The organism is Kitasatospora sp. NPDC001664, from assembly GCF_053596675.1.
This window is the reverse complement of sequence record NZ_JBSFGS010000005.1, coordinates 331,725-346,505: the sequence shown is the minus strand read 5'-3', so window position 1 is coordinate 346,505 and position 14,781 is coordinate 331,725. Positions and strand designations below refer to the sequence as shown.

Genomic DNA, 14,781 nt, shown 5'->3' with positions numbered 1-14,781 from the left:
CGGGGAACTGCGCGCAGGGGAACGGCAGCACCTGCAACTGGCTGACGTGCCCTCAGTTGCAGGTGAGCCGCCTTCCGACCCGCGCAGTTCCCCGCGCCCCTGCGGGGCGCAGCCACGTGCCTCAGCGGCCGAGGTACTTCGGCTGTTCCTTGGCGAGGAAGGCGGCGACCGCGATGCGGTGGTCCTCGCTGGCGCCGGCCAGGGTCTGCAGCTCGTCCTCCTTGTCCAGCAGCTCGCTCAGCGAGTGGGTCGCGCCGTACGCCAGGGCGGTCTTGATCGCTCCCAGCGCCACCGTCGGCCCCTCGGCCAGACGCTGGGCGAACTCCCGTGCGGTGGCGGCGAGTTCGTCGGACGGCACCACCTTGGTGGCCAGACCGAGCTCGGCCGCCTCGGCGGCCTTGACGGTGCGCGGGAACATCAGCAGCTCGGTGGCCCGGGCGTGCCCGACCAGCCGCGGCAGGGTCCAGGAGGCCCCGGAGTCGGCGGTCAGCGCCACGCCCGCGAAGGAGGTGTTGAAGCCGGCCGTGTCGGCCACGATCCGGAAGTCACAGGCGAAGGCCAGCGAGGCACCCGCCCCGGCCGCCACGCCGCCGACCGCCGCCACCGTGGGCTTGCTCATCCCGGCCAGCGCCCGCACCAGCGGGTTGTAGTGCTCGGCGACGGTCCGCAGGGCGGGCGCCCCGCCCTCGTCGGCCGCCTTCAGCAGGCCCAGGTGCTCCTTGAGGTCCTGGCCGACGCAGAAGGCCTTCCGGCCCGCCCCGGTGAGCAGCACCGCCCGGACGGCCGAGTCCTCGGCGGCGGCCGTCACGGTGTCCCGCAGGGCCACCTTGGTGGCCGTGTCGAGGGCGTTCATCGCCTCGGGACGGTTGATGGTGATGACGGCCAGGCCGCCGTCGATTTCGTACAGCACGGAGTCCGACATGGACCGCAGCTCCCGGTGTCTGAGGGTGGGACGGTGTCAGGATGCCCGACTGTCAGTGGCATGAGGGAGTGTGAGCTCGGGCACCTTTTCGCGGCGCCGCACACCTCGTGCCACCGGGGCTTCCGGCCGTCCACCGGGGACCTCTCAGGGGTGCGGCGGGTGGTGCGGAGAGAGTGACGTTGGTCATCCGGGCTCCGGATGCGGGATAATGGCTTCCGATCAATGCGTTCGATACCGGCGGTGGACGGACTGCCGGGACGTAGTTGAGCGGTTTGCAGGAAGGGGAACGAGCATGGCGGCCATGAAGCCGCGGACGGGTGACGGCCCGCTCGAGGTCACCAAAGAGGGGCGGGGCATCATCATGCGCGTTCCACTCGAAGGCGGCGGACGCCTGGTGGTGGAGCTCACGCCGGATGAGGCGAGCGCCCTCGGTGAGGCTTTGAAGAACGTCACCGGCTGACACAGCGGGTGCTGCCGCGTTCTCCTCGGAGACCGCAGACCTGAGCCCGGTTCCGGACCTCCGGAACCGGGCTTCGCGTTGTCCTGAGCCCCCGTCAGCGCTTGACGGCGCAGAGCAGCCCGTCGCTGACCGGCAGCAGGGCGGGCAGCAGCAGCTCGCTCTCCCGGACGTCGCGGACCAGCTCGCGCACCGCGTGGGTGGCCGCGTCGTGGTGGTCGGGCTCGGCCAGTCGGCCCTGCTGGAAGACGCCCTCGAAGCAGACCATCCCGCCGGGCCGCAGCAGGCGCAACGATTCTGCAAGGTACGCCCGGGACTCGGCCGGGTCGCCGTCGCAGAACACCAGGTCGTACTGGCCGTCCGCGAGCCTGGGCAGCACGTCCAGCGCCCGGCCCGGGATGAACCGCGCCCGGTTCGCCGCGAAGCCGGCCGCCTGGTAGGCCTCGCGCGCGTACTGCTGGAGCACCGGCTCCACGTCGACGGTGGTGAGCACGCCGTCCGGCCGCATCCCGCGCAGCAGGTAGACCCCGGACACGCCGGTGCCGGTGCCGATCTCGGCCACCGCCTTGGCGTCCAGCGCGGCGGCCATCAGCCGCAGCGCGGCGCCGCCGCTCGGCCCGATCGCCTGCACGCCGGTCCGGGCGGAGTGCGCCCGGGCGTAGGTCAGCACCGCGTCCTCGCCGACGTAGCTGTCGGCGAGTGCCGCTCGCGCGGGCCCGAACTCGGTGATGGCTGCCTCTTCCGGAGCGCCGGATGTCGATATTTCCAGCCACAGGTTACTGGCCGCGCGGGAACCGCGTTCGAAGACGGGCCGTTGTTCCGGGAGAGGGCCGGTGATCGGCGCACGGAGCACCGTGGACGCAGCCGGAATCGGTGCTTTATCCGGATCTGACGGGTGAGGTGGATATGGTGGTGGCCCTGCTGGGCAGAAGAGCCGACCGAGGAGGTGTGGCCGAGGGCGACGCCCCGATGCCGTGGCACTCCTACGGCACCGCGTCGGCCCGTACGCCGAAGCCCGTGATGAACCAGCCTGCGCACTCCCCCCTGGACACGTCGACCGCAGCCGATTCCGAGGCGGCGGCCGCCGCCCCGCTCGCGACCTTCGCCGAGGGCCCCGACGCGCAGACCTGGACGCCGCCGAGCTGGGCGGAGATCGTCGAGGCGCACAGCGCCCGGGTGTACCGGCTGGCCTACCGCCTGACGGGCAATCAGCACGACGCCGAGGACCTGACCCAGGAGGTCTTCGTCCGGGTGTTCCGCTCGCTCTCCACGTACACGCCCGGCACCTTCGAGGGCTGGCTGCACCGGATCACCACCAACCTCTTCCTGGACATGGTCCGCCGCCGCCAGCGGATCCGCTTCGACGCGCTGGGCGAGGACGCGGCCGAGCGGCTGCCGTCCAAGGAACCGAGCCCGGCCCAGCACTTCAGCGACACCCACTTCGACGCCGACGTCCAGCAGGCGCTGGACACCCTGGCGCCCGAGTTCCGGGCCGCCGTGGTGCTCTGCGACATCGAGGGCCTCTCCTACGAGGAGATCGCCGCGACGCTGGGCGTGAAGCTCGGCACCGTGCGCTCGCGCATCCACCGTGGCCGCTCGCACCTGCGGGCCGCGCTCAAGCACCGGGCCCCCGGCAGCGCGCCGGGCCGGGTCCGGCGCGGCGGGGCCGAGCCGGTGGCGGTGGCCGCCGGGTCCGGGGGCGAACGGGGGCCGGCGTGAGTTCGGCCGGCTCCACCGGGAGGTCCCGGCGCGGCAGCGTCCGGGCCGCACTCGGCCGCCGTGCCGAGCCCCTGACGGAGCTTCACCCCCTGCCCACCGCGGCCGCGGCCCCGGCGCCGACCCCCGGGCAGCACCACCTGGGCGACCGGCTGGCCGCCTTCGTCGACGGCGAGCTCGACCACGACGACCGCGAGCGGGTCCAGTCCCACCTCGCCACCTGCTCCGACTGCCTCGCCGAGGCGGACGAGAGCCGGGCGGCCAAGCAGCTCCTCACCCGCACCGCCGTCCCCGAGCCGTCCGGCCTGCTGATGGCCCGTCTGCTCGCGGTCGCCGCCCTGCCCGACGACGAGGACCTGCCGGGCGGCCCCGGGCAGCCGCTCGCCGGCCTGCCGGCCGCAGGCCCGCTGCCCGAGCCCGGCCCCAGCACCTTCGGCGGCAGCCGGCTGACCGGCGGCTCCTTCGGCCGCGGCGCCGGGGCCTCCTTCGGCGGCGGTGCGCTCGGCGCCGACAGCCCGCTGCCCGGGCTCGACCCGAGGGCCCGCAGGGCCGCCGCGGTCCGTCCGCTGGCGGCCGCCGTCCGTCCCGTCGCCGCCGCGGTCCGCCCGCTGGCCGCGCTGGCCGAACTGCCCCCGGCGGTGCGGGTCTCCGCCCCCCGCGGGCGGCGCTTCGTGTTCGCGGCGGCCGGGGCCTTCTCGGTCGCGGCGGTCACCCTGGGCGGGGTCGGCGCGGTCTCCGGCCAGCCGGTGCCCACCCGGATCTCCCCGGTCAGCGGCTCCGGCTCCGGCGGGTCGGCCGTGGTCCCGGTGGACTTCCAGGGCGAGCGCGCCGTCCAACCGGCCCGGGGCCCCCGCCCCTCGGCCACGCCCGACGGGTCCCCCTCCGGGCCGCAGCACTACTTCCGCTGACCTGCACCGTCCCCGCCGCGGCCCGCCCGGGCCACGGCGGGGACGCTTTTTGCCACAGCTTCATCCGGGGGCATCCCTGGTCGGCGCCGGGGCCGTTTACTCTGTACTGACTGCTGTCCAGACCTCTTTTTCAGCGCCGGGAGCTCGGGTGTTCACTGACATAGGCCCACTTGAGTTGCTGACGATCGTCGTCCTGGCCATCGTGATCTTCGGTCCGGACAAGCTGCCGAAGCTGATCCAGGACGTGATGGGCTTCATCCGCAAGGTGCGCTCCTTCGCCGACAACGCCAAGGAGGACATCCGCAGCGAGCTCGGCGACGACTTCAAGGACTTCGACTTCGAGGACCTGAACCCCAAGACCTTCGTCCGCAAGCAGCTGCTCGGCGGCAACGAGGACCCGCTCGGCTTCAAGGAGCTCCGGGACGGCATGGACATCAAGTCGGTGCTGAACGACGAGCCCGCGCCGATGCGCGCCGTCGCCGACCTGACCAAGTCCGCCCCGCCGGTCACCCTGGAGCCGCTGAAGGCCGGCGAGCGCCCGCCCTTCGACCCGGACGCCACCTGACCCGGACGCCGCCCGGCCCGCCGCCTGACCCGCCGTCAGGCCCCCGTACCGCCGCCCCGCCAGCTCCGCTGCGCGGGGCGTCGGCGTCCGGCGCCCGCTACTGTGCTGAGTGCAGATCAGCGGTGTGACCTAGGAGGAGCGGGATGGACGCGAGCAGCACGACGGTGGGGGCCCCGGTCGGTGCGCAGAAGCGCGCCGCCGCCGACCCGTTGGCGCCCTACCAGTCCGCCGACTTCCCCTGGTACGGCCTGGACGACGGCTGGACGGGGCGGCGCTGGCTGATGCAGGCCGGCGCGGGCGGCCGCGACGGCGGCCCCGTCGACTACGGCACCCTCGGCCACGGGGACGAACCCGCCAAGGCCTACGAGCCCCGGGACGTCCGCAAGTTCGCCGTGGTGGTCACGGTGGCCCGCCGCGACTCCCGGCGCAGCGCCGACAACACCGGCACCCTGGAGGCCACCTCCGCCTCCTCCGCCGCCTGGCTGGCCGGCTCCGGCCTGCTCGCCGCCACCTGGCCGGGCCAGCTCGACCGCACCCTGCGCCAGGACTGGCTCGACCAGCAGACCGCCCTCGCCTGGGACCTCGCCGACGACCTCGACGGCCCCGGCTGGTCCCCCCTGACCCTCCCCGTCAACGGCCTCCCGCAGCCCTTCCGCTACCGCGAGTCCGAGTACGGCTGGGTCCTGGCCGGCGAGGCCCCCGGCGTCCTCCTCGGCGCCTACGGCCGCGGCGTCAGTGCCTACGGCGCCGGCTTCTCCACCGTCCCCGACCTGACCGTCTACGACGGCCGCTGAGGCTCCGGCGGGACGGCCCGCACCGACGACGCACGCGGCCCCCGGGAGGATCTCCTCCCGGGGGCCGCGCCGTGCGCCTGGCGGTCCGTCAGAACTTGTTCTTCGGGGTGAGGCCGAGGGAGAGGCCGGAGAGGCCGCGCTGGCGGCCGCCGAGCTTGCCGGCGATGGTGCGCAGGGCGGAGCCGGCGGGGGAGTCGGGGTTGGAGAGGACGACCGGGCGGCCGTCGTCGCCGCCCTCGCGGAGGCGGACGTCGATCGGGATGGAGCCGAGGACGGGGACGGTGGCGCCGACGGAGCGGGTGAGGGCGTCGGCCACGGTCTGGCCGCCGCCGGTGCCGAAGACGTCGATCATCTCGTCGCAGTGCGGGCAGGGCATGCCCGACATGTTCTCGATCACGCCGACGATCTTCTGGTGGGTCTGCAGGGCGATCGTGCCGGCCCGCTCGGCCACCTCGGCGGCGGCCATCTGCGGGGTGGTGACGATCAGGATCTCGGCGTTCGGGACGAGCTGGGCGACCGAGATGGCGATGTCGCCGGTGCCGGGCGGGAGGTCCAGCAGGAGGACGTCGAGGTCGCCCCAGTAGACGTCGGCCAGGAACTGCTGGAGGGCGCGGTGGAGCATCGGGCCGCGCCAGACCACCGGCGCGTTGCCGGGGGTGAACATGCCGATCGAGATGACCTTCACGCCGTTCGCCGACGGCGGCATGATCATGTCCTCGACCTGGGTCGGCCGGCCCTCGACGCCGAGCATGCGGGGCACGCTGTGGCCGTAGATGTCGGCGTCGACCACGGCGACCTTGAGGCCGTCGGCGGCCATCGCGGCGGCCAGGTTGACGGTGACCGAGGACTTGCCGACGCCGCCCTTGCCGGAGGCCACGGCGTAGACCCGGGTGAGGGTGCCGGGCTTGGCGAAGGGGATCTCGCGCTCGGGCGCGCCGCCGCGCAGCAGCTGGGAGAGCTCGCGCCGCTGCTCGTCGCTCATCACGTCCAGCTCGACCTGAACCTCCGTCACGCCGGGCACGGCGGAGACGGCGGTGGTGACCCGCTCGGTGATGGTCTCGCGCATCGGGCAGCCGGAGACGGTCAGGTAGACCGCCACCTTCACCGCGCCGCCGGCCCCGATCTCGACCGATTTCACCATGCCGATCTCGGTGATCGGTCGGTTGATCTCCGGGTCGTTGACGGTCGCCAGCGCGGTGCGCACGGAGTCCTCCGTGACGCCTGCCGGGACCTCAGTCTCGTTCGCCATGCCTTGATGGTAAGGCCCGGCGGTACCCGGCCGACCGGAGAGTAACGTGCGGAGGGTCACAACGTGTCGGCGTGGTCCCGGCGTTCGTCGAGTTCCTTGAGCAGCGCCTGGAGTTCGGAGCGGACGAAGTCGCGGGTGGCGACCTCGCCGAGGCCGTGCCGCAGGGCGGCGACCTCGCGGGTGAGGTACTCGGTGTCGGCGATGTTGCGGTCGCTGCGGGCCCGGTCCTGCTCCATGTTGACCCGGTCCCGGTCGTCCTGGCGGTTCTGCGCGAGCAGGATCAGCGGGGCCGCGTAGGAGGCCTGGAGCGAGAGCATCAGGGTGAGGAAGATGAACGGGTAGTCGTCGAAGCGCCAACTCACCGGCCCCACGGTGTTCCAGACCACCCAGGCGATGATCACCACCGTCATCCAGACGATGAACCGGCCGGTGCCGAGGAAGCGGGCGATCCGTTCGGAGAGCTTGCCGAAGGCCTCGGGGTCGTAGGCCGGCAGCGAGATCAGCCCGGGGCGGGCGGTGCGCGGCTGGTCCAGCCGGACCCGGGCCGAGCTGCCGGTGGACTCGGTGCGGCTGCTGCGCTGGGTGCCCTCGCGCGCGCGCAGTTCGCGCAGCTGGCGCAGTTCGCGCAGCTCGCCCTGGAGGCGCTGGCGCGGGGACTCGTCGCGGCGGTTCCTGCGGTCACCGTCCACCGGTGGTCACCTCGCTCTCGGCATCGCGGTCGTGGGAGTCGTGCGCGTCGCCCGCGTGCAGCGCCTCCTCGCGCCAGTCGTCCGGCAGCAGGTGGTCGAGCACGTCGTCGACGGTGACGGCGCCGAGCAGGTGGTCGGCCTCGTCCACCACCGGCGCGGCCACCATGTTGTAGGCGGCCAGGTAGCTGGTCACCAGGTGCAGCGGGGTGTCCGGCGGCAGTGGGTCCAGGTCGTCGTCGACCAGCGAGCCGACCAGGGTGTACGGGGGCTCGCGGAGCAGCCGCTGGAAGTGGATGGTGCCCAGGTACTTGCCGGTCGGCGTCTCGTTCGGCGGGCGGCAGACGTAGACCTGGGCGGCCAGGGCCGGCTTGTGGTCGGAGACCCGGACCCGGGCCAGCGCCTCGGCCACGGTGGCGTCCGGCTCCAGCACGATCGGCTCGGTGGTCATCAGGCCGCCGGCGGTGTTCTCCTCGTAGCTGAGCAGGCGTCGGACGGAGGCGGCGTCGTCCGGCTCCATCAGCCGCAGCAGCCGCTCGGCCGCCTCCTCGGGCAGGTCGGAGAGCAGGTCGGCGGCGTCGTCCGGGTCCATCGCCTCCAGCACGTCGGCGGCGCGCTCCTCCTGGAGCTTGCCGATGATCTCGACCTGGTCGTCCTCCGGCAGCTCCTCCAGCACGTCGGCCAGCCGGTCGTCGTCGAGGGCGGCGGCCACCTCGGCGCGGCGCTTGGGGGAGAGGTGGTGCATCACGTTGGCCAGGTCGGCCGGGCGGAGCTGCTCGAAGGTGGCCAGCAGGTTGGCCGCGCCCTGGCCCTCCTCGGCCAGCGAGAAGCCGCTGACGGCGGACCAGTCCAGCGTCAGCGTCTCGCCCTTGGCCTTGCGCAGCCGGGAGACCTTGCCGACCTGGACGAAGACCTTGCTGATCTCCCACTCGCGGACCCGGGTCTGCACCATCGCCACGTCCAGCACGGTGACCTCGTCGGAGGTCTTGGTCCGGGTGACGGTGCGGTCCAGCAGCTCGGCCAGCACCAGGGTCTCGGAGGGGCGCTGCTCGAACCGCCGCATGTTGATCACACCGGTGGTGAGCACCTGCCCGGACTCCAGGCTGGTCACCCTGGTCATCGGCAGGAAGATCCGCCGCCGGCCGACCACCTCGACCACCAGGCCCAGCACCCGGGGCGGGCGGCCGCCGATCCGCAGCGAGACCACCACGTCCCGCACCCGGCCGACCTGGTCGCCGTTCGGGTCGAAGACCGCGACCCCCGAGAGGTGCGAGATGAAGACCCGGGTGCCCGGCCCTGCCATTGGCTTCCTCCTCGCGACGATCCGCGCCCAGGCTACCCGCCCGCGACGGCGGCAGCCCGCCGACCGGCGGCGGCGCGGTACGGTCGGACACTTGATCATCCGTCAGACGGAGTGGTCGTCACGCGTCACGGGAGGGGATTGCGCATGAACGGTTCGGCACACGTACGGATCGCCCGGCCGAGCAGGGACCTGGCGGCGGCGGAGCGGTTCTGGATCGAGGGCCTCGGGCTGAGCGTGCTCTGGCGCTCGGAGCCCGAACCGGGCTCAGAGGAGCACGCGCTGCTGATGGCCGGCTGGCCGGACGCCGCCTGGCACCTGGAGCTGGTGGACGCGGGGGCGGTCCGGCCGCAGCCGACGGCGGAGGACCTGCTGGTGGTCTACCTGGGCGGGGAGGTGCCGCAGGAGCTGGTCGAGCGGCTGGAGGCGCACGGCGGCCGCCGGGTCCCCGCGCACAACCCCTACTGGGACCAGTGGGGCGTCACGGTCGAGGACCCGGACGGCTACCGGCTGGTGCTCTCCACCCGCGAGTGGTCGAACGCGGCGGCGCCCGTCCGGTCCTGAGCGGGCGTCAGGCGAGCGGCTGCTGGAGTTCGGTGACCCAGCCGGCCAGGTCGGCCGGGCACTCCAGGTAGAGCTCGCGGTTGTACCCGACGGCGCGGTGCCCGGTGGACTCGGTCCACCGGGCCAGCGTCTGGACGGTCGGCAGGACCTCGTCCATCGAGCCCCGGTGGATGACGGTGGCGGCCCGCTCCACGGCGGGCAGGTCGGCGACCTCGAAGCCGTACGCCGGGTCGGGCGCGGCGTTTACCGGCAGCGCGGCGAACATCCGGACCCGCTCGCTGCCCGGCTCGGCCTCCTCGTACAGGGCTAGGCCCGGGCCGGCCACCGTCAGCCCGGCCTCCTCCACCAGGCGGCAGAGGCGGTCGAACAGCGGCCCCGCCACGGGGGTGATGTGCTCCGGCTCGAAGCTCTCCGCCACGGCGGACAGCCGGGCCACCCGGACCGCCGGAAGGCTCTTCACCACGATGTCGTCGGCAGGCATGTGCCCCTCGCTCTCGATCGACCGGAGCCGCGACTCCACCCGGGTGAGGCGGCTCTCGGCCTCCGCCACCGCCGCCGCCAGCTCGGCCCTGCGCAGGCGCAGCATGCCGCGGAGCTCCTCCGGGGACACCTGCTCGTCGATCACGGCCGCCACCTGCTGGAGCGTGAAGCCGAGGTCCTTGAGCGCGATGATCCGGTTGAGCCGGGCGAGCTGGGCCGCCTCGTAGCCCCGGTAGCCCGTGAACGGGTCCACCCGGGCGGGGGCGAGCAGGCCGATGGCGTCGTAGTGGCGGAGCATCCGGACCGACACCCGGCCGTGCTTCGCGAAGTCTCCGATGCTGAACATGACGAGGGCTACTCCAAGCCCTGACACGGTGTCAGGGTCAAAGGTGGGGGCGGGCCGCAGGCTTGCCCTCCGGGCCCGCCGGGAGGGCAGCGACCCAGGGGCGCGAGGAACTGCGCGCTGCGGGAGGCGCCGCCCGTGTGCCGGGTACGGACGCTCACGTGCAAGTAGATCTCCGTACCCGGCACACGGGTCTCGTTCTTCCGACTCGCGCAGTTCCTCGCGCCCCTGGGTCGCTGCCCTTCCGGACCTTCGGAGATCGTCAGCGGGAGCGCTTGAAGAGGAGCTTGGGGAGGCCGGCCGGGATGGGCTTGCGGGTGGTGGCGTCCGTGGGCATCGGGACGGCCTGGTGGGAGACGTCCGGCATCGTGCCGGGCTTCTCGGAGAGGGCGCCCGCCGGCTCCAGGCGGAGCACGCGGCACTCGCGGGCCCAGCGGTCGCCGATGGTGTCGGTGTCGGGGGCGTTCAGGCGCTTGCCCTTGAGCTCCTCGACCGCGCCCGTCCAGGCCTCGCTGCCCGGGGCCAGCTTGCTGACCCGGGCCGGCCAGGCGGTCAGCCGGCCCCACTTGTCCTTGCTGCGCACCGTCACCTCGGCGCCCTGACCGGCCGTCAGGCCGTGCAGCGGCTGTTCGGCGCCGTCGCCGACCACCACCACCGCGCCGTCGTGCCAGGCGTGCCAGACCGGCCTGGCCTGCGGCTGCCCGTCGGCGCGGACCCAGAGCAGGCCGGACTTCTTCGCGGCCTCCTCCAGCAGGGCGCGGTCCAGCAGGTCGTCGGCGGCGATCGTGGGCTCCATGGCGGACAGCGTACGGCTTGCCGTCCGCCGGATGTCCCAGCAGGCAGGACGACAGTTCCGTCCGGCCGTCACAGCCCTTACGGTAAGAGCCGAAACCCGAGCACCACCCTGAGCACCACCCCGAGGAGCACCGTGCCCGCCGCCCGGTCCGAGACCGTCACCGCCGCCCAGGCGCCCGCCGCCGCGCCCGCCCGGGCCGTGCTGCCCAGGACGGACCTGGTGCTGCTGGCCGTCTCGATCACCGGCATCTCGCTCTCCGCCCCGCTGATCACCGCGACCGCCGCCCCCGCGCTGGCCATCGCGTTCTGGCGCAACGTCATGTCGGTGGGCGTGCTCGGCCCGTACGCGCTGCTGCGCCACCGCGCCGAGCTGCGCGGGATCGGCCGCCGGGCGCTGCTGCTGGCGGTGGCGGCCGGCGTGCTGCTGGGGCTGCACTTCGCGCTCTGGATGCCCAGCCTGCGGATGACCTCGGTGGCCTCGGCCACCGCGCTGGTCACCACCACGCCGCTCTGGACGATCCTGCTGATGCGGCTGATGGGCCACCGCGCGCCCCGGCTGGTGTGGATCGGCACCTGCGTGGCCTTCGCCGGGGTGCTGGTGCTGACCGGGGTCGACATGTCGCTCTCCCCGCGGGCCCTGCTCGGGGACGCGCTGGCGCTCGGCGCCGGGCTGGCCGCGGCCGGGTACATGCTGCTCGGCGCGGAGGTCCGGCGGACCGTCAGCACCACCGCGTACACGCTGGTCTGCTACACCACCACCGCGGCGGTGCTGCTGGTCATCTGCCTGGCCGCCGGCACCCCGATGAGCGGGTGGGACGCCGGGGTCTGGTGGCAGATCGCGCTGCTGATGGTGGCCGCCCAGCTGCTCGGACACTCGCTGAGCAACCGGGTGGTGCGCACCCTCGGCCCCACCGTCACCTCGACCGCGATCCTGCTGGAGACCCCGGGTGCGGCGCTGATCGCCGCCCTCTGGCTGGGCCAGCTGCCGCCGGTGGCCGCCTACCCGGCGCTGGTGGTGATCCTGGCGGGCCTGGCCCTGGTGGTCCGGGGCCAGAGCCGCGACTGACCGGGCGCGGCGGCGTGACGGGCCGTCAGAGCCATCCGTTGCGCCGGAAGCCCCGGTACATGCCGACGCAGAGCACCCCGATGCAGGCCATCACGATCGGGTAGCCGTACTTGGAGTGCAGCTCCGGCATGTAGTCGAAGTTCATCCCGTAGACGCCGGTGACCATGGTGGAGACGGCGAAGATGGCCGCCCAGGCGGTGATCTTGCGCATGTCCTCGTTCTGCGCCACCGAGACCTGGGCCAGGTTGGCCTGGAGCAGCGAGTTGAGCAGCTCGTCGAAGCCGTGCACCTGCTCGACCACCCGGGTCAGGTGGTCCGCCACGTCGCGGAAGTACTTGCGGATGTCCGGGTCGACCAGCCGCTGGCCGGGCTCGGAGAGCTGCTGCATCGGCCGCAGCAGCGGGGTGACCGCACGCTTGAACTCCAGCACCTCGCGCTTGAGTTGGTAGACCCGGCCGACGTCGGCGCCGCGCCCGCCCTTGTTGGCGAAGACGTCGAACTCGATGTCGTCCACGTCGGCCTGGAGACGGTCGGCCACCAGCAGGTACTGGTCCACCACCTGGTCGGCGATGGCGTGCAGCACCGCGGACGGGCCCTTGGCGAGCAGCTCGCCGCCGCCGTCGCTCTCCAGCCGGCGGCGCAGCTGGGTGAGCGAGCTGTGGCCGCCGTGCCGGACGGTGATCACGAAGTCGGGGCCGACGAAGACCATCAGCTCGCCGGTCTCGATCACCTCGGAGGTCGGGGTGAGCGCGTCGTGCTCCACGTACCGGATGGTCTTGAAGACCGCGAACAGCACGTCGTCGTAGCGCTCCACCTTGGGGCGCTGGTGCGCGTGGACGGCGTCCTCCACGGCCAGCGGGTGCAGGCCGAAGCGCTGGGCGATGCCCTCGAACTCGGCCTCGGTGGGCTCGTGCAGGCCGATCCAGCTGAACGATCCTGCATCCGTTTCCCGGGCTGCGCGGACCTGGCGGGCCGCCTCGCGCGGGCTGCACTTGGCTCCGGACCGCTTGCCGTCCAGGTAGACGGCGCAGTCGACCACGGCCGAGGAGGCCTGGTCGCCGGTGGCGGCGTCGTACTTGGGCGCGGTGCGGCGCGGGCGCGGGCGGACGACGGCACGGAGGTTGTCGATCATCGACATGACGGGCTCCTCGGGCAGGAAACCGTCGCACGGCGGAGCTGTGGGCAGACCGTGGTGCGGCGGGGCGGGCGGCACGTTCGTAGCGGCCGAGGCCGGTGTTTCCGGAGCCGTGGAAGAAGTCCTGCTGCCTTGCTGGGGCGCGGTTTGGACCCTGCGGCTTCGGGGAAGGTGCTCTCCCGGCCGGACGTGACGCTGCCTCAGGTGCTCGCTCGGCCGATCTGCTGGGCGATCGGACGGTGCCCTGCGGAGAGGGGCCCTGCGAAGAGGGGCCTCAGACGAGGGTGACGAGGACGGAGCGGAGGCGACGCGGCCGGGCAGAGCTGCTGGTACTGCATGGTCGGCTGGTATCCACCGCAACCACCTCCTTCACGTCGTGGCCCTGTAGGTGGAGTGATGCCCCAGTGGCCAGCTCCATACCCTAACAGTTGACGGGCCGCCAGCGCTGGGGGTCTACGCGCCCCGGCTGTCAACCGGGCGTTAGGGTCTGCCCATGGCGCACGACTTCCACGACCCCGCCGAGCTCTCCCGCACGGCCGTGCTGGCCGCCGTCGAGGCCCGCTTGCTGGCGACTTTCGGCGAACCGACCGGCCGGGCCGCCGTCACGTTCCTCGGCGCGGACCGGATCGAGGTGCTGCGCTTCGGCCCGGACGCGGCCGGTCTGGTGAGGTACGTCACCCTCGGGATGTCGGCCGCGCCGATGACCGATCCCACCGCGGTGGTGGCCGACCCGGTCCGCGGGCCGCGCACCGAACTGGTGCTGACGGTCCGTGGGGGGCGCGACGACGTGCTCCGCACGCTGGCCACCTTCGCCGCCACCCCTCAGGTCGAGGGCCTGGTGGTGGCCCCCGGCGCCTCGCTGGACCTCGGCTCCCCGCTCTGGGCCGGCGCCCCGTTCACCTCGGTGCTGACCGGCGAGCCCGGCGGGCTGGTGCCCGACCTGGAGCTGCCGGAGCCGGCCGAGCCGGTCCGCTTCCTGCCGCTGCTGCCGATGACCCCCAACGAGGCGGCGCACAAGCGGGTGCACGGCGCGGCCGAACTGGAGGAGCGCTGGCTGCGGCACGGCACCGACCTGCGGGACCCGGAGCGCCGCGGGGTGGCGCTGGACTGACGGGCCGTCGGCCCCGGCCGTCAGCTGTAGTCCTTGATGAAGCCGTAGACGCCGCTGGCCACCAGCTGCACCGCGATGGCGGAGAGCAGCAGCCCGGAGAGCCGGGTGATCAGGACCACGCCGCCCTCCTTGATCACCCGGATGATCACCAGCGAGAACCGCATGGTCAGCCACATCACCACGTGCATGGCCAGGATCGCGGTCCAGACCGAGAACTCCTCGGCCGCGCCGTCCGCCCCCTGCACCGCCAGGATCACCGCGACGATCGCCCCCGGCCCGGCCAGCAGCGGAGTGCCGAGCGGGACCAGGGCGACGTTCACGTCCTTGGTCTGGGTCGGCTCCTCGATCTTGCCGGTGAGCAGGTCCAGCGCGATCAGCAGCAGCAGGATGCCGCCCGAGACCTGGAGCGCCGGGATCGAGACGTGCAGGTAGTCCAGGATCTGCTGGCCGAACAGCCCGAAGCAGGTGATCACCCCGAGCGCCACGGCGGCGGCCTGCCAGGCCATCTTCCGCTGCACCTTGGCCGCCCGGCCGGAGGTCAGGGCCAGGAAGATCGGGATGGTCCCGGGCGGATCCATGATCACGAACAGGGTGACGAAGAGCGATCCGAAGGTCGTGAGGTCGAAGAAGCTCATCGGCGGGCGCCCGTCGACCGGGGTGGTACGCGGCTCATGTGACGAATTGTCCGGT

General features: G+C 73.2%; 17 protein-coding genes. 8 read left to right on the top strand and 9 right to left on the bottom strand.

Features of this window, described 5'->3' with window-relative positions; all coding sequences use genetic code 11:
* Positions 1-121 precede the first annotated feature (121 nt).
* The gene (locus ACWCYY_RS10340) at positions 122-922 is read right to left on the bottom strand and encodes an enoyl-CoA hydratase-related protein (protein WP_449795649.1); all 801 of its coding nucleotides are present in this window, start codon (positions 920-922) and stop codon (positions 122-124) included.
* A gap of 292 nt (positions 923-1,214) precedes the next feature.
* Here ACWCYY_RS10340 and ACWCYY_RS10335 point away from each other — a divergent pair, with 292 nt between their 5' ends.
* Positions 1,215-1,382, top strand: a complete 168-nt coding sequence (locus ACWCYY_RS10335) for a DUF3117 domain-containing protein (protein WP_345287293.1) — start codon at positions 1,215-1,217, stop codon at positions 1,380-1,382.
* 94 nt (positions 1,383-1,476) lie between these two features.
* On the opposite strand, the gene ACWCYY_RS10330 is transcribed toward ACWCYY_RS10335, so the two are convergent.
* Positions 1,477-2,142 carry an O-methyltransferase gene (locus ACWCYY_RS10330; RefSeq protein ID WP_380149454.1) on the bottom strand — a complete coding sequence of 222 codons (666 nt, stop codon included), beginning with the start codon at positions 2,140-2,142 and terminating at the stop codon, positions 1,477-1,479.
* Between the two features lie 257 nt (positions 2,143-2,399).
* Here ACWCYY_RS10330 and sigE point away from each other — a divergent pair, with 257 nt between their 5' ends.
* The 4 genes from sigE (at position 2,400) to ACWCYY_RS10310 (ending at position 5,362) form a co-directional block, all read left to right on the top strand.
* Complete coding sequence (sigE, locus tag ACWCYY_RS10325) at positions 2,400-3,098, top strand: RNA polymerase sigma factor SigE (protein ID WP_380149453.1); 699 nt, start codon at positions 2,400-2,402, stop codon at positions 3,096-3,098.
* Positions 3,095-4,003 carry an anti-sigma factor family protein gene (locus tag ACWCYY_RS10320; protein WP_345287295.1) on the top strand — a complete coding sequence of 303 codons (909 nt, stop codon included), beginning with the start codon at positions 3,095-3,097 and terminating at the stop codon, positions 4,001-4,003. Before sigE ends, ACWCYY_RS10320 begins: the two co-directional genes overlap by 4 nt.
* Before the next feature lie 148 nt (positions 4,004-4,151).
* Entirely contained in the window at positions 4,152-4,568 is a 417-nt protein-coding gene (locus ACWCYY_RS10315) for a sec-independent translocase (protein ID WP_345287297.1), read from the top strand.
* A 143-nt stretch (positions 4,569-4,711) separates the two neighbouring features.
* Positions 4,712-5,362 carry a hypothetical protein gene (locus ACWCYY_RS10310; protein ID WP_449795648.1) on the top strand — a complete coding sequence of 217 codons (651 nt, stop codon included), beginning with the start codon at positions 4,712-4,714 and terminating at the stop codon, positions 5,360-5,362.
* Between the two features lie 88 nt (positions 5,363-5,450).
* Here ACWCYY_RS10310 and ACWCYY_RS10305 read toward each other — a convergent pair whose 3' ends face one another.
* The 3 genes from ACWCYY_RS10305 to ACWCYY_RS10295 form a co-directional block, all read right to left on the bottom strand.
* The gene (locus tag ACWCYY_RS10305; protein ID WP_345287301.1) at positions 5,451-6,611 is read right to left on the bottom strand and encodes an Mrp/NBP35 family ATP-binding protein; all 1,161 of its coding nucleotides are present in this window, start codon (positions 6,609-6,611) and stop codon (positions 5,451-5,453) included.
* Positions 6,612-6,667: 56 nt separating this feature from the next.
* Positions 6,668-7,213 carry a DUF1003 domain-containing protein gene (locus ACWCYY_RS10300; RefSeq protein ID WP_345287416.1) on the bottom strand — a complete coding sequence of 182 codons (546 nt, stop codon included), beginning with the start codon at positions 7,211-7,213 and terminating at the stop codon, positions 6,668-6,670.
* Positions 7,214-7,289: 76 nt separating this feature from the next.
* Positions 7,290-8,600: a magnesium transporter MgtE N-terminal domain-containing protein gene (locus tag ACWCYY_RS10295; protein ID WP_345287303.1), complete on the bottom strand. Its 1,311-nt coding sequence runs from the start codon at positions 8,598-8,600 to the stop codon at positions 7,290-7,292.
* 144 nt (positions 8,601-8,744) lie between these two features.
* Here ACWCYY_RS10295 and ACWCYY_RS10290 point away from each other — a divergent pair, with 144 nt between their 5' ends.
* A complete protein-coding gene (locus ACWCYY_RS10290; RefSeq protein ID WP_449795647.1) occupies positions 8,745-9,161 on the top strand; it encodes a VOC family protein in 417 nt (138 codons plus the stop codon).
* 7 nt (positions 9,162-9,168) lie between these two features.
* Here the strand turns inward: ACWCYY_RS10290 and ACWCYY_RS10285 are convergent, their stop codons facing one another.
* Together ACWCYY_RS10285 and ACWCYY_RS10280 are read right to left on the bottom strand one after the other, a co-directional pair.
* On the bottom strand, positions 9,169-9,987 hold the full coding sequence (locus tag ACWCYY_RS10285; protein WP_449795646.1) for a MerR family transcriptional regulator: 819 nt from the start codon (positions 9,985-9,987) through the stop codon (positions 9,169-9,171).
* A gap of 259 nt (positions 9,988-10,246) precedes the next feature.
* A complete protein-coding gene (locus ACWCYY_RS10280) occupies positions 10,247-10,780 on the bottom strand; it encodes a hypothetical protein (RefSeq protein ID WP_449795645.1) in 534 nt (177 codons plus the stop codon).
* Positions 10,781-10,912: 132 nt separating this feature from the next.
* Between ACWCYY_RS10280 and ACWCYY_RS10275 the strand changes: the two genes are divergently transcribed.
* On the top strand, positions 10,913-11,845 hold the full coding sequence (locus tag ACWCYY_RS10275) for a DMT family transporter (RefSeq protein ID WP_380150142.1): 933 nt from the start codon (positions 10,913-10,915) through the stop codon (positions 11,843-11,845).
* Positions 11,846-11,870: 25 nt separating this feature from the next.
* Here ACWCYY_RS10275 and corA read toward each other — a convergent pair whose 3' ends face one another.
* Positions 11,871-12,983 (bottom strand): magnesium/cobalt transporter CorA, encoded by a 1,113-nt coding sequence (gene corA / locus ACWCYY_RS10270; RefSeq protein ID WP_345287311.1) that lies wholly within the window; start codon positions 12,981-12,983, stop codon positions 11,871-11,873.
* Positions 12,984-13,473: 490 nt separating this feature from the next.
* Here corA and ACWCYY_RS10265 point away from each other — a divergent pair, with 490 nt between their 5' ends.
* Positions 13,474-14,091: a suppressor of fused domain protein gene (locus ACWCYY_RS10265; RefSeq protein WP_345287313.1), complete on the top strand. Its 618-nt coding sequence runs from the start codon at positions 13,474-13,476 to the stop codon at positions 14,089-14,091.
* Positions 14,092-14,111: 20 nt separating this feature from the next.
* Here the strand turns inward: ACWCYY_RS10265 and ACWCYY_RS10260 are convergent, their stop codons facing one another.
* A complete protein-coding gene (locus ACWCYY_RS10260; protein ID WP_345287315.1) occupies positions 14,112-14,726 on the bottom strand; it encodes a MarC family protein in 615 nt (204 codons plus the stop codon).
* Between the last annotated feature and the right edge of the window lie 55 nt (positions 14,727-14,781).

Excerpts from the sequence above, each read along its gene's own strand:
- ACWCYY_RS10340 (WP_449795649.1), bottom strand. The coding sequence starts at position 922 with ATGTCGGACTCCGTGCTGTACGAAATCGACGGCGGCCTGGCCGTCATC.
- ACWCYY_RS10335 (WP_345287293.1), top strand. The coding sequence starts at position 1,215 with ATGGCGGCCATGAAGCCGCGGACGGGTGACGGCCCGCTCGAGGTCACC.
- sigE (WP_380149453.1), top strand. The coding sequence starts at position 2,400 with ATGAACCAGCCTGCGCACTCCCCCCTGGACACGTCGACCGCAGCCGAT.
- ACWCYY_RS10310 (WP_449795648.1), top strand. The coding sequence starts at position 4,712 with ATGGACGCGAGCAGCACGACGGTGGGGGCCCCGGTCGGTGCGCAGAAG.
- ACWCYY_RS10305 (WP_345287301.1), bottom strand. The coding sequence starts at position 6,611 with ATGGCGAACGAGACTGAGGTCCCGGCAGGCGTCACGGAGGACTCCGTG.
- ACWCYY_RS10295 (WP_345287303.1), bottom strand. The coding sequence starts at position 8,600 with ATGGCAGGGCCGGGCACCCGGGTCTTCATCTCGCACCTCTCGGGGGTC.
- ACWCYY_RS10290 (WP_449795647.1), top strand. The coding sequence starts at position 8,745 with ATGAACGGTTCGGCACACGTACGGATCGCCCGGCCGAGCAGGGACCTG.
- ACWCYY_RS10285 (WP_449795646.1), bottom strand. The coding sequence starts at position 9,987 with ATGTTCAGCATCGGAGACTTCGCGAAGCACGGCCGGGTGTCGGTCCGG.
- ACWCYY_RS10280 (WP_449795645.1), bottom strand. The coding sequence starts at position 10,780 with ATGGAGCCCACGATCGCCGCCGACGACCTGCTGGACCGCGCCCTGCTG.
- corA (WP_345287311.1), bottom strand. The coding sequence starts at position 12,983 with ATGTCGATGATCGACAACCTCCGTGCCGTCGTCCGCCCGCGCCCGCGC.
- ACWCYY_RS10265 (WP_345287313.1), top strand. The coding sequence starts at position 13,474 with ATGGCGCACGACTTCCACGACCCCGCCGAGCTCTCCCGCACGGCCGTG.
- ACWCYY_RS10260 (WP_345287315.1), bottom strand. The coding sequence starts at position 14,726 with ATGAGCTTCTTCGACCTCACGACCTTCGGATCGCTCTTCGTCACCCTG.